This is a genomic window from Citrobacter sp. Igbk 17, from assembly GCF_028069775.1.
In the GTDB taxonomy this organism is placed as follows: domain Bacteria; phylum Pseudomonadota; class Gammaproteobacteria; order Enterobacterales; family Enterobacteriaceae; genus Citrobacter.
In genome coordinates this window covers 29,978-43,122 of record NZ_JANEWI010000006.1, presented here as the reverse complement: position 1 = coordinate 43,122, position 13,145 = coordinate 29,978, and the positions used below count along the sequence as shown (strand labels likewise).

Annotated in this window: 10 protein-coding genes; 6 read left to right on the top strand and 4 right to left on the bottom strand. The window is 47.3% G+C overall.

Features of this window, described 5'->3' with window-relative positions:
* Positions 1 to 81: 81 nt before the first annotated feature.
* Together purU and NNO08_RS05395 are read right to left on the bottom strand one after the other, a co-directional pair.
* Positions 82 to 924: a formyltetrahydrofolate deformylase gene (purU, locus tag NNO08_RS05400; RefSeq protein WP_005126391.1), complete on the bottom strand. Its 843-nt coding sequence runs from the start codon at positions 922 to 924 to the stop codon at positions 82 to 84.
* A gap of 55 nt (positions 925 to 979) precedes the next feature.
* Entirely contained in the window at positions 980 to 1,435 is a 456-nt protein-coding gene (locus NNO08_RS05395) for a YchJ family protein (protein WP_271440926.1), read from the bottom strand.
* Positions 1,436 to 1,546: 111 nt separating this feature from the next.
* On the opposite strand from NNO08_RS05395, the gene rssA reads away from it, so the two are divergent.
* From rssA to galU, 3 genes are all read left to right on the top strand, one after another.
* The gene (gene rssA, locus NNO08_RS05390; RefSeq protein WP_271440927.1) at positions 1,547 to 2,452 is read left to right on the top strand and encodes a patatin-like phospholipase RssA; all 906 of its coding nucleotides are present in this window, start codon (positions 1,547 to 1,549) and stop codon (positions 2,450 to 2,452) included.
* Between the two features lie 90 nt (positions 2,453 to 2,542).
* Complete coding sequence (gene rssB, locus NNO08_RS05385; protein ID WP_271456304.1) at positions 2,543 to 3,556, top strand: two-component system response regulator RssB; 1,014 nt, start codon at positions 2,543 to 2,545, stop codon at positions 3,554 to 3,556.
* A gap of 204 nt (positions 3,557 to 3,760) precedes the next feature.
* Entirely contained in the window at positions 3,761 to 4,669 is a 909-nt protein-coding gene (galU, locus tag NNO08_RS05380) for a UTP--glucose-1-phosphate uridylyltransferase GalU (protein WP_271440929.1), read from the top strand.
* A 138-nt stretch (positions 4,670 to 4,807) separates the two neighbouring features.
* On the opposite strand, the gene hns is transcribed toward galU, so the two are convergent.
* Positions 4,808 to 5,221, bottom strand: coding sequence for a histone-like nucleoid-structuring protein H-NS (hns, locus tag NNO08_RS05375; RefSeq protein ID WP_003020723.1), 414 nt, complete (start codon positions 5,219 to 5,221; stop codon positions 4,808 to 4,810).
* 644 nt (positions 5,222 to 5,865) lie between these two features.
* Between hns and tdk the strand changes: the two genes are divergently transcribed.
* The gene (tdk, locus tag NNO08_RS05370) at positions 5,866 to 6,483 is read left to right on the top strand and encodes a thymidine kinase (RefSeq protein ID WP_005126397.1); all 618 of its coding nucleotides are present in this window, start codon (positions 5,866 to 5,868) and stop codon (positions 6,481 to 6,483) included.
* Positions 6,484 to 6,716: 233 nt separating this feature from the next.
* On the opposite strand, the gene adhE is transcribed toward tdk, so the two are convergent.
* Positions 6,717 to 9,395 (bottom strand): bifunctional acetaldehyde-CoA/alcohol dehydrogenase, encoded by a 2,679-nt coding sequence (adhE, locus tag NNO08_RS05365; protein WP_271456303.1) that lies wholly within the window; start codon positions 9,393 to 9,395, stop codon positions 6,717 to 6,719.
* A gap of 487 nt (positions 9,396 to 9,882) precedes the next feature.
* Here adhE and ychE point away from each other — a divergent pair, with 487 nt between their 5' ends.
* Both ychE and oppA read left to right on the top strand, forming a co-directional pair.
* Positions 9,883 to 10,530, top strand: coding sequence for an NAAT family transporter YchE (ychE, locus tag NNO08_RS05360; protein WP_137381703.1), 648 nt, complete (start codon positions 9,883 to 9,885; stop codon positions 10,528 to 10,530).
* Positions 10,531 to 11,303: 773 nt separating this feature from the next.
* Entirely contained in the window at positions 11,304 to 12,935 is a 1,632-nt protein-coding gene (oppA, locus tag NNO08_RS05355) for an oligopeptide ABC transporter substrate-binding protein OppA (protein ID WP_271456302.1), read from the top strand.
* The last annotated feature ends 210 nt before the right edge of the window (positions 12,936 to 13,145 follow it).

Here is a 13,145-nt window from a genome sequence, read left to right as displayed (position 1 = left end):
GCATTCCTTTGCTTAACGTGGATCGTTTGCGTACTTTTCATCCGTAACGCAGTAAAGCTAATCAATTCATATTATTGGTGATTACAGAATAATCGTTCGATTACCGTAAACAAAGACACGCTGCGCGAGAACCTGATACAGCGCACGGCTTAATACGTTTTTCTCAACGTCACGACCGGCACGCATCATATCCTCTGCGGTATAGGTATGATCTACATGAATCACGTCCTGCATGATGATCGGACCTTCGTCGAGATTGTCATTCACATAGTGGGCTGTCGCTCCGATGATCTTCACGCCGCGCTCATACGCCTGATGGTACGGGCGCGCGCCAATAAAGGCGGGCAGGAATGAATGGTGAATATTGATAATCTTATTTGGGAAGCGAGAAACAAATGTCGGCGTCAGGACACGCATATATTTTGCCAGCACGACATAGTCTGGCTGATGTGCGTCGATAGCGTCCGCCATTTTTTGGTCATGCTCGTCACGCGTTAGTCCTTCGTGGCTGACCAGCTCAAAAGGAATATCAAAACGCTCAACCAGGGAGCGCAACGTGTCGTGATTGCCGATAACTGCGGCAATTTCAACATCCAGCCCGCCGTAATTGGCCTTCATTAATAGGTCGCCCAAACAGTGAGCTTCTTTGGTGACTAAAATGACAATGCGGCGACGACCCGCTGGCGTAAGTTCACGAATGGAACCTTCTGGTAGTGCGCTGTCCAGATCGGTCAGCAGTGTGACATCGTTAAAAATGCCTTCCAGTTCGGTACGCATGAAAAAGCGCCCGGTACGGTGATCCACGAACTCATTATTCTGCACGATGTTCAGTTCGTGCTTGTAACAGATATTAGTAATGCGCGCGATCAGACCTTTTTGGTCCGGGCAAATAGTACGCAGCACTTTTCGTTGTAATGAATGCATTTGCAGCGGAGATCCTGTTGAGAATGTTTGCATAGTTGATGCTGTCGGGCGTTGATTAGCCGCAGCACTTTTTAAATTTTTTACCGGAGCCACAAGGGCAGGTATCGTTTCGTCCAATTTGCGGGCGTGTACCATCGATATAGTACCACTGACCGTTTTCTTTTAAAAAACGAGAGCGTTCGATAATTGCGCCTGTTTTTCCCTGTTCAGAAAACCGTGCGACAAAACTGACATAACCGATAGTGTCGGTTTCTGCCGTCTGCTGTTCAAAAACGGTCAGCCCCAGCCATTCGGTATGGGTAAATCCTGCAATAATGTCATCCCGGAAATCGGCGGCATGGCAATCTGGATGCCAGGTTTTGATGAGGTAATCTGCGTCTTTCATCACAAAAGCACAGTAACGAGAACGCATGAGATGTGACGGCGTAGGTGCTACTTGTGCACCGGACACATAACGGTAGCAACATAGGCTATACTCGACAGCGCTACCACAGGGACAAAGCTGAGACACAAAGTACTCCCTGGAATAAAAAAACGGCGTAAAAACGCCAGGGTGGCACTATGTTAACTGAGCCGTGGCGATGTTGCTACGTCTGCAAGCCAGGGGAAGTCTGTAGGTATAATGAGAAAAATAAAAATTGGGCTGGCGCTAGGTTCCGGCGCAGCACGCGGCTGGTCGCATATTGGTGTGATCAAAGCCCTGAAACACATGGGCATTGACATTGATATTGTGGCAGGGTGTTCCATTGGCTCACTGGTCGGCGCCGCCTACGCATGTAACAAACTCCCCGCGCTTGAACAGTGGGTTTGCTCCTTCAGTTACTGGGATGTTTTACGCCTGATGGATCTCTCGTGGCGCAGGGGCGGACTATTGCGCGGCGAACGGGTATTCAACCAGTATCGTAATGTCATGCCGGTAGAATCTATCGAGCAATGCTCACGCCGTTTTGCCACTGTCGCAACCAATCTCAGTACGGGCCGTGAACTCTGGTTTACTGAAGGTGATTTGCACCTTGCCGTTCGGGCCTCCTGCAGTATTCCAGGCCTCATGTCACCTGTGGCGCACAATGGTTATTGGCTGGTAGATGGTGCGGTGGTGAACCCTGTGCCTGTCTCTCTGACGCGTGCGTTGGGGGCCGATATCGTTATTGCGGTCGACCTGCAACATGATGCGCACCTGATGCAACAAGATCTGCTCTCCTTCAACGTCAATAGTGAAACCGAATCGAACGATGATGAGCTGTCATGGCATGCCCGCCTGAAAGAGCGCTTGAGCAACATTACGGCCCGGCGTGCAGTCACGGCACCTACGGCGATGGAGATCATGACGACCTCGATTCAGGTTCTGGAAAACCGTCTCAAGCGCAACCGTATGGCTGGGGACCCACCTGATATTCTGATTCAGCCGTTTTGTCCGCAAATATCCACGCTGGATTTCCATCGCGCCGGTGCTGCAATTGCTGCCGGGCAGTTAGCGGTCGAGAAGAAAATGGATGAGCTTCTGCCCTTGGTAAAAACCAACGTTTAACGCATTTTTTATCAACACTTAAGCAAATTCTGACAGGCGTGAGTTGCAATAGCATGCCACTATTTACTAAAGCCAGTCAGGGGGGAGAATATGACGCAGCCATTGGTCGGAAAACAGATTCTTATCGTTGAAGATGAGCCAGTATTTCGCTCGCTTCTGGATTCATGGTTTTCCTCTTTGGGAGCGACAACAGCAGTAGCGGGAGACGGGCTTGATGCGCTGGAGTTACTGGGGCGCTTCACCCCCGACCTGATGATTTGCGATCTCGCTATGCCGAGAATGAACGGCCTTAAACTGGTCGAGTATCTGCGTAATCGTGGCGATCAGACGCCTATTCTGGTGATCTCCGCAACGGAAAATATGGCCGATATTGCCAAAGCATTACGGCTCGGTGTGGATGATGTTCTTTTAAAGCCCGTGAAGGACCTTAACCGCCTGCGAGAAACCGTTTTTGCATGTCTTTATCCCAATATGTTTAATTCTCGCGTGGAAGAAGAAGAACGCCTGTTTCGTGACTGGGATGCGATGGTGGGCGATCCTGCTGCCGCCGCAAAACTGTTGCAAGAATTACAGCCCCCAGTGTCGCAAGTCATCTCGCATTGTCGGGTCAACTACCGCCAGTTGGTCGCCGCTGATCAACCTGGACTGGTATTGGATATTGCCCCTCTGTCGGACCACGATCTCGCCTTCTATTGTCTGGATGTTACTCGAGCAGGGGATAATGGTGTCCTGGCTGCATTATTACTGCGCGCGCTGTTTAATGGTTTGCTGCAAGAACAACTCACCCATCAGAATCAACGACTGCCTGAGCTCGGTGCGCTATTGAAACAGGTGAATCATTTACTTCGTCAGGCTAATTTACCCGGACAGTTTCCACTGCTGGTGGGGTATTACCACAGCGTATTAAAAAATCTGATTCTGGTATCGGCTGGGCTGAATGCGACATTAAATACCGGTTCACATCACGTACAAATCAGTAATGGTGTTCCGCTGGGCACGTTAGGCAATACGTATCTGAATCAGTTAAGTCAACGCTGTGAATCCTGGCAGTGCCAAATCTGGGGGGCAGGCGGTCGCTTGCGCCTGATGTTGTCTGCGGAATGAACAATCGAGAGGGTAGTGAATAAAATTGGTTCACCTCCCTTACGCTGTGAGTGCTACTATCAGCGCCAGTCTTATTCGTATTTATCTTAATTATACCGACGCGCGTCCTTTTCAGACCTGAAGCTTACTGCGGTACTGATATACTCGGATGCGAAACAGATTGATGAACACGTTCAATACATGAACAGTCCAGGAGAGTTTTAAATGGCTGCCCTTAATTCAAAAGTCAAAAAAGCCGTTATCCCGGTTGCGGGATTAGGAACCAGGATGTTACCGGCTACGAAGGCAATCCCGAAAGAGATGCTACCGTTGGTTGATAAGCCATTAATTCAGTACGTCGTAAACGAATGTATTGCTGCGGGCATCACTGAAATTGTACTCGTGACTCACTCGTCTAAGAATTCAATTGAAAACCACTTTGATACCAGCTTTGAACTTGAAGCGATGCTGGAAAAACGCGTAAAACGTCAGCTTCTGGAAGAAGTACAATCTATTTGCCCTCCGCATGTCACTATTATGCAGGTGCGTCAGGGGTTGGCAAAAGGTCTGGGTCATGCGGTATTGTGTGCCCATCCGGTTGTTGGCGATGAACCGGTTGCGGTCATCCTGCCGGACGTTATTCTTGACGAATATGAATCTGATTTATCCCGTGACAACCTTGCTGAAATGATCCACCGTTTTGATGAAACTGGCAGTAGCCAGATTATGGTGGAGCCTGTAGCAGACGTAACGGCTTATGGTGTTGTTGATTGCAAAGGCGTTGAATTAGCGCCTGGTGAAAGCGTACCGATGGTTGGCGTGGTAGAAAAACCGAAAGCTGACGTTGCGCCATCTAATCTGGCCGTTGTGGGGCGTTATGTTCTCAGTGCGGATATCTGGCCTCTGCTGGCAAAAACACCTCCGGGAGCAGGTGATGAAATTCAGCTGACCGACGCAATCGATATGCTGATCGAAAAAGAAACGGTAGAAGCCTATCACATGAAGGGCAAAAGCCATGACTGTGGTAATAAGCTGGGCTATATGCAGGCGTTCGTTGAATATGGTATTCGCCATAATACGCTTGGCGCTGAATTTAAAGCATGGCTTGAAGATGAGATGGGTATTAAGAAGTAACCTCGCGGTATTATAAGGACAGAGCGGCGCTGCTAATCCAGCGCCGTTTTTTTATACCTAATTTGGGTAGGGCAATGTGCGAAGTGCGGGTAAAAAAAATCCCGCCAGTGGCGGGATTTTAAGCAAACTATTTCTGAATTATTCCTTGATCAGGAAATCGTCCAGTTGTTTACCTTGTTCTTCCATCGCTTTTTTGATCACTGCCGGTGTACGACCCTGGCCAGTCCAGGTTTTAGTTTCACCGTTTTCGTCAACGTAGCTATATTTAGCCGGACGTGCTGCACGTTTAGCTTTGGTGCCGGACTTAACCGCAGCCATGCTATTCAGCAGTTCGTTCGGATCAATACCATCAGCAATCAGCATTTCACGATATTGTTGCAGTTTACGGGTACGCTCTTCAACTTCAGCAGCGGCAGCGCTTTCTTCTTCGCGACGCTCGCTAACTACAACTTCTAATTTTTCCAGCATTTCTTCAAGCGTTTCCAGAGTACATTCTCTCGCCTGCGCACGAAGAGTACGGATGTTGTTCAGAATTTTAAGTGCTTCGCTCATTGTAGTAATCTCAAACTTATATTGGGGTGGTTTGTTGAGCTAATAATAGAGCGATAAATTCAGTTGTGCAATAGCCAGGAATGTAAGGAATTCAAAATTGCTCTTTATTTAGTGGCTGTATTAATTGTTCAGTCTTAATTTTATGACGATGTCGGGCATAAAAAAGGCTTATTGGTATGCGGGCTTCCCGGCAGCAGAGAGTAAAAATTCAAGATTCAGGTCACATTTCATAGTGTACAAATAGTATCTCTTTGCAGTGATTTCAACCTTTTGTATTAGTTTTGCTTACGGAAATCCTCTATTACAAGGCGGCTATCGTTAGATACAATAACAATAAGGGCAGGGTTTCTTTATTGCGCGGTGATGATAAGTGACTTTGATGAATTTCAGGAGCACTATTTGTGAAAGAATGTGTATATACACATCATACTTCAGGTTGTTTGTGCTTTGGCAGCGTACTTTCACTCTATTGTCCACTTAAGAAAGTACCCAAGGGCACTTCCGTGCTGAGGGGTATTTAGACGAAACAGGGTGGTGTTTGCACGTTCTTTTATACATTCCGAATGTCACGCTGCACCGACTTGTTTGTGAAATATGATACAATCCTGCCCATATTTATTCTCCCCGGTGAGGGCCGACACACAATGGCACAGCTTTATTTTTACTATTCTGCAATGAATGCAGGCAAGTCGACGGCATTGCTGCAATCTTCATACAATTATCAGGAACGTGGGATGCGTGCCGTTGTATATACAGCGGAAATTGATGACCGTTTTGGCGCGGGAAAAGTAAGTTCACGTATAGGCCTGTCGTCACCTGCAAAATTGTTTAACCAAAATTCATCTTTGTTCGAGGAGATTCGTGCGGAGAACGCGCAACAACGAATTCACTGCGTGCTGGTCGATGAGTCTCAGTTTCTGACGCGACAGCAGGTTTATGAATTATCAGAGGTTGTTGATCAGCTGGATATTCCAGTTTTGTGTTATGGCTTACGCACTGATTTCCGTGGTGAATTATTTGGTGGTAGCGAATATCTGCTTGCATGGTCTGATAAGTTGGTTGAATTAAAGACCATTTGCTTCTGTGGCCGTAAGGCCAGCATGGTGTTACGCCTTGATCAGGCCGGAAGACCTTATAACGAAGGTGAGCAGGTCGTTATAGGAGGAAATGAACGCTATGTATCGGTGTGCCGCAAGCATTATAAGGAAGCACAGTCTGAAGGCTCTCTGACGGCCATTCAGGAACGTCACAGCCACGATTAACCCTCTGCTCTCCTGCTGAGTTAAATCGCAGGGTAGGCCTCTGCTTTAGCCAGAAGCGTTACCCTGCGGTATTGCCTTCTGGTGTTACTCATACATCTCTTGTTTGCACCTATTTCTCTTACGCCTTTTCACCTCGATGGCTGGTGTCTGCATAGCCTGGTTTTGGCTGAGTATGTCAAAAAAAACGGCCCCAAGGGGCCGTTTATGAAGATACTAAAACTTATGTGAGTACATTAAGCGGATTTTTTCGCTTTTTTCTCAGCTTTAGGCGCGGCTGCTGGTTCAGTTTTAGCAGCAGTTTCACCTTCGCTGTACTCACGACCGTAGTAAGTATCCAGCAGGATCTGTTTCAGTTCAGAAATCAGCGGGTAACGCGGGTTAGCACCGGTACACTGGTCGTCAAACGCATCTTCAGACAGTTTGTCGACGTGTGCCAGGAAGTCAGCTTCCTGAACGCCAGCTTCACGGATAGATTTAGGAATACCCAGCTCAGCTTTGATTTCTTCCAGCCATGCCAGCAGTTTCTGGATTTTAGCCGCAGTACGGTCGCCCGGTGCGCTTAAACCCAGATGGTCTGCGATTTCAGCGTAGCGACGACGAGCTTGCGGACGATCGTACTGGCTGAATGCAGTCTGTTTAGTCGGGTTGTCGTTCGCGTTATAACGAATGACGTTGCTGATCAGCAGGGCGTTCGCCAGACCGTGAGGAATGTGGAACTGAGAGCCCAGCTTGTGCGCCATTGAGTGACATACACCCAGGAAGGCGTTAGCAAACGCGATACCGGCGATGGTTGCTGCACTGTGAACACGCTCACGCGCGACCGGGTTCTTAGAACCTTCATGGTAGGACGCAGGCAGGTTTTCTTTCAGCAGTTTCAGCGCTTGCAGAGCCTGACCGTCAGAGAATTCAGAAGCCAGCACGGAAACGTAAGCTTCCAGGGCGTGAGTCACCGCATCCAGACCACCGAATGCACACAGTGATTTCGGCATATCCATCACCAGGTTGGCATCGACAATTGCCATATCTGGAGTCAGCGCGTAGTCAGCCAGCGGATATTTCTGACCCGTTGCATCGTCGGTAACAACCGCAAACGGCGTTACTTCAGAACCGGTACCGGAAGTGGTGGTGACGGCGATCATTTTCGCTTTCACGCCCATTTTCGGGAACTTATAGATACGTTTACGGATGTCCATAAAGCGCAGTGCCAGCTCTTCGAAATGGGTTTCCGGATGTTCGTACATCACCCACATGATTTTCGCGGCATCCATCGGGGAACCACCGCCCAGTGCGATGATAACGTCAGGTTTGAAGGAGTTAGCCAGCTCAGCACCTTTACGAACAACGCTCAGAGTCGGGTCAGCTTCAACTTCAAAGAACACTTCGGTTTCAACGCCGGCTGCTTTCAGCACGGAGGTGATCTGGTCAGCATAACCGTTATTGAACAGGAAGCGGTCGGTCACGATCAGAGCACGTTTGTGACCATCGGTAATCACTTCATCCAGCGCGATTGGCAGTGAGCCACGACGGAAGTAGATAGATTTCGGAAGTTTGTGCCACAACATGTTTTCAGCTCGCTTAGCAACGGTTTTCTTGTTGATCAGATGCTTAGGACCAACGTTTTCAGAGATGGAGTTACCACCCCAGGAACCACAACCCAGAGTCAGGGAAGGTGCGAGTTTGAAGTTGTACAGGTCGCCGATACCACCCTGTGAAGCCGGGGTGTTAATCAGGATACGCGCGGTTTTCATCATCTGACCGAAGTAAGCAACGCGTTCTGGTTGGTTGTCCTGGTCAGTGTACAGGCAAGAAGTGTGGCCGATACCACCCATCGCAACCAGTTTCTCTGCTTTGTCTACCGCATCTTCGAAATCTTTCGCACGGTACATCGCCAGCGTCGGGGACAGTTTTTCGTGAGCAAACGGCTCGCTTTCATCAACAACTTTCACTTCACCGATCAGGATCTTAGTTGTTTCCGGAACTGAGAAGCCTGCCAGTTCAGCAATTTTATAGGCCGGCTGACCAACGATAGCGGCGTTCAGTGCGCCATTTTTCAGGATAACGTCCTGAACAGCTTTCAGCTCTTTGCCCTGCAGCATGTAGCCGCCGTGGCTAGCGAAACGTTCACGAACTGCATCGTATACAGAGTCAACAACAACAACGGACTGTTCAGAAGCACAGATTACGCCGTTATCGAAGGTTTTAGACATCAGAACGGAAGCAACCGCGCGCTTAATATCCGCTGTTTCGTCAATAACAACAGGGGTGTTACCTGCACCTACACCGATTGCGGGTTTACCGGAGCTGTATGCTGCTTTAACCATACCTGGACCACCGGTCGCAAGGATCAGGTTGATGTCCGGGTGATGCATCAGAGCATTAGACAGTTCAACGGAAGGTTGATCGATCCAGCCGATCAGATCTTTCGGTGCACCAGCAGCGATAGCCGCCTGCAGAACGATGTCAGCCGCTTTGTTAGTGGCATCTTTAGCACGCGGATGTGGAGAGAAGATAATTGCGTTACGCGTCTTCAGGCTGATCAGCGATTTGAAGATAGCAGTAGATGTCGGGTTAGTGGTTGGAACGATACCGCAGATGATACCAATCGGTTCAGCGATGGTGATAGTACCGAAAGTGTCGTCTTCAGACAGAACACCACAGGTCTTTTCATCTTTATAAGCGTTGTAAATGTATTCGGAAGCAAAGTGGTTTTTGATCACTTTGTCTTCGATGATGCCCATGCCGGATTCGGCAACGGCCATTTTCGCGAGAGGGATTCGAGCGTCTGCGGCTGCCAGAGCGGCGGCGCGGAAGATTTTGTCAACCTGTTCTTGAGTGAAACTGGCATATTCACGCTGGGCTTTTTTTACGCGCTCTACAAGTGCGTTAAGTTCAGCGACATTAGTAACAGCCATAATGCTCTCCTGATAATGTTAAACTTTTTTAGTAAATCATCTGCTCGATACGAGAGTATAGACAGACCGACGAAAAATTGTATAACGTTTTGAAAATCAAACGGTTAATTAACGTCCACTTTACTTTGATTTACTAAAAGAGCTTATGCGTTAGCGTCATTTAACTCTAACGCGTTACCTCCAGGTGGCGTAAGCAAGATTACTCACTTCTGAGTAGTAATTGCGTGATCTGGATCAAATTTACGCAAAGCTGACACCTTTCAGCAGGCCCTTTTAGCGTTTCTTGGTAAGTGTTAAAAAATTGATGTAATGAATGAGGTTAACATTAGCATATTTAATACATATTAATAACACCGAGTAATGGTAGCGTATTTACGCAGATATACGCAGATAGCAGGTGAAGTATGCTGACAAAAGGCGTATCTTCAGCGCGGATTTCATCAATTTTTATGACTCATTTTATCCGGCTAACGCTTCGGAGCTAACCGTGATCCATACGCTATTCGATTTTCCTGTCTATTTTAAATTTTTCATTGGGTTATTTGCATTGGTCAACCCGGTAGGGATCATCCCTGTTTTTATCAGCATGACCAGCTACCAGACCGCTGCCGCACGCAATAAAACCAACCTTACGGCAAACCTGTCGGTTGCTATCATTCTGTGGACCTCTCTGTTTCTGGGGGATGGAATTCTGCAATTGTTTGGTATCTCAATTGATTCGTTCAGGATTGCCGGTGGTATCCTGGTCGTGACTATCGCGATGTCGATGATCAGCGGAAAACTTGGGGAAGATAAGCAAAACAAGCAGGAAAAGTCGGAGACGGCAATACGCGAGAGCATTGGCGTTGTCCCGTTAGCGCTGCCGTTAATGGCGGGGCCGGGGGCAATAAGCTCAACGATCGTCTGGGGTACGCGTTATCATAGTGCCATTAATCTGTTCGGTTTTTTCGTGGCAATTGCGCTGTTTGCTCTGTGCTGTTGGGGATTGTTTCGAATGGCGCCATGGCTGGTTCGCCTGTTGGGACAAACCGGCATCAACGTCATTACGCGTATTATGGGGTTGTTACTCATGGCGTTGGGTATTGAGTTCATTGTGACCGGTATCAAGTCCATTTTCCCGGGTTTACTTGCCTGAATACACCCATTCAATATAAACGGAGCTGCTCTCTGGCTCCGTTTCCCTCCATTGTCAGTAAAACTTCTCACGAAAGTTGAAAAGTGGCATAGCAATACTAAAAAATGATGATAGCCAACTGCATTTTTATGTATTGATTTTAAACACAATTACCTTTTCCGCAGAACAGATGAAACAGGGCTGCATTGTTATTTTATTAACATCATACTCTGGGGCTTGCTGAAGGATTATCGAAATGATATTAGTTATTTCAGCACCTAATTTAGATGAATGTGCTAATTAATAACCAATTGTTAAATTTATGTGCATTCTGACGTCTCTTCGATGCCGGACAGGGTGATGAACTGGGTGTCTCATGCAATACATTGAATTAATTGATTTTATTGTTGAAAAATTGCTTTTTTGATGATTTTTTAGTGCGGTTTTTTTTCGATAAAAGAGAATTGGTTAACAAATCTGTAAAATGTATTGGCGGTGAAGAAACGCATTTGATACTTTCCGGCCAGGTATTTAGCAGAAGATTTCACGTTGATGAGAATCATTTTCAGTTAGTTTCTCTCAACAGGATAATAGCGTGCTTCCGGCAGGGGAGGCACGTAGATAATCGACGCAAGGCGATCAAACGAATCGTCAGAATAAATAAAGTCGGTGATAGCGAGCAGTAAACAAAAAAACACCTGACGGTAGAAAATCTCCGGTGCCGTACAGGGATCCTGACAGGATTAACAGTCTGGTTATAAAACCAGCCATAATAATGAGGGAGTACAAACACAATGACTAACATCACTAAAAAAAGTTTAGTAGCTGCGGGGATCCTAACTGCGCTAATCGCTGGAAATGTTGCTACAGCAGCAGTAGTACCAGCAGGTGTACAGTTGGCAGAGAAGCAGACTCTGGTGCGTAATAATGGTTCGGAAGTTCAGTCACTCGATCCGCATAAAATCGAAGGTGTACCGGAATCCAACATTAGCCGTGATTTATTTGAAGGTTTATTAATCAGTGACGTTGATGGCAAACCATCGCCGGGCGTGGCTGATAAATGGGAAAATAAAGATTTTAAAGTCTGGACATTCCATCTGCGTAAAGACGCTAAATGGTCTGATGGAACGCCCGTTACCGCACAAGATTTCGTCTATAGCTGGCAACGTCTGGCGAACCCTAATACTGCTTCACCGTACGCCAGCTATTTACAGTACGGACATATTGTCAATATTGATGACATCATCGCCGGTAAGAAGCCAGTTACCGATCTCGGTGTAAAAGCGATTGACGACCATACCTTTGAAGTCACTCTGAGCGAACCTGTTCCTTATTTCTACAAACTACTTGTGCACTCCTCTCTTTCCCCTGTGCCTAAAGCCGTGGTGGAAAAATTCGGTGAAAAATGGACCCAACCCGCTAACATCGTTTCTAACGGCTCTTATAAACTGAAAGACTGGGTTGTCAACGAGCGTATTGTTCTTGAGCGTAATACCAACTACTGGGACAACGCGAAAACCATTATTAACCAGGTTACATACCTGCCAATTTCTTCTGAAGTGACTGACGTGAACCGCTATCGCAGCGGTGAAATCGACATGACCTATAACAACATGCCGATTGAGTTATTCCAGAAACTGAAAAAAGAGATCCCGAACGAAGTTCACGTTGATCCTTACCTGTGCACCTATTATTACGAAATTAACAACCAAAAAGCACCGTTCAACGATGTTCGTGTTCGTACCGCCCTGAAGCTGGCGCTGGATCGTGACATTATCGTCAACAAAGTGAAAAACCAGGGCGATCTGCCTGCCTATAGCTTTACCCCGCCATATACTGATGGCGCTAAACTGGTTGAGCCAGAGTGGTTCAAGTGGTCACAGGAAAAACGTAACGAAGAAGCGAAAAAACTGCTGGCCGAAGCTGGTTTTACCGCAGATAAACCGTTGACCTTTGATCTGCTGTATAACACCTCCGATCTGCACAAGAAGCTGGCTATCGCTGCGGCATCCATCTGGAAGAAAAATCTGGGTGCGAACGTGAAGCTGGAAAATCAGGAGTGGAAGACGTTCCTCGATACGCGTCATCAGGGCAACTATGACGTTTCACGCGCAGGCTGGTGTGCGGATTATAACGAACCGACGTCTTTCCTGAATATGGTGCTGTCTGACAGCTCCAACAACACCGTCCACTATAAGAGCCCTGCATTTGACAAGTTGATTGCTGATACCCTGAAAGCAACTGATGATGCTCAGCGCAGTGAACTGTATTCGCAAGCAGAACAGCTGTTGGATAAAGACTCTGCAATTGTACCGGTGTTCTACTACGTTAACGCCCGTCTGGTGAAACCTTGGGTAGGCGGATACTCCGGTAAAGACCCGATGGATAATATCCACGTTAAAGACTTGTATATTATCAAGCATTAATGGCAAGACGTGGGGCAATCATTTTTGCCCCACAGTGTCTTTTTCTTCGAACTATAAATACCTCTTTAGACAAAGAGAGGTATACCCTAAATAATTCACGTTGCAGGAAGGCGGCAACGCAGCAAATCGCCAGGAGCTTACTTAAGTAAGTGACTGGCGTGAGCGAGTAAAGCCAACGCACCTGCAGCTTGAAGTATGACGGGTATAAAG

What these genes read in the sequence shown, in the direction of transcription:
- galU (WP_271440929.1), top strand. Translation starts at nt 3,761, where the DNA reads ATGGCTGCCCTTAATTCAAAAGTCAAAAAAGCCGTTATCCCGGTTGCG.
- rssB (WP_271456304.1), top strand. Translation starts at nt 2,543, where the DNA reads ATGACGCAGCCATTGGTCGGAAAACAGATTCTTATCGTTGAAGATGAG.
- oppA (WP_271456302.1), top strand. Translation starts at nt 11,304, where the DNA reads ATGACTAACATCACTAAAAAAAGTTTAGTAGCTGCGGGGATCCTAACT.
- adhE (WP_271456303.1), bottom strand. Translation starts at nt 9,395, where the DNA reads ATGGCTGTTACTAATGTCGCTGAACTTAACGCACTTGTAGAGCGCGTA.
- hns (WP_003020723.1), bottom strand. Translation starts at nt 5,221, where the DNA reads ATGAGCGAAGCACTTAAAATTCTGAACAACATCCGTACTCTTCGTGCG.
- purU (WP_005126391.1), bottom strand. Translation starts at nt 924, where the DNA reads ATGCATTCATTACAACGAAAAGTGCTGCGTACTATTTGCCCGGACCAA.
- tdk (WP_005126397.1), top strand. Translation starts at nt 5,866, where the DNA reads ATGGCACAGCTTTATTTTTACTATTCTGCAATGAATGCAGGCAAGTCG.
- rssA (WP_271440927.1), top strand. Translation starts at nt 1,547, where the DNA reads ATGAGAAAAATAAAAATTGGGCTGGCGCTAGGTTCCGGCGCAGCACGC.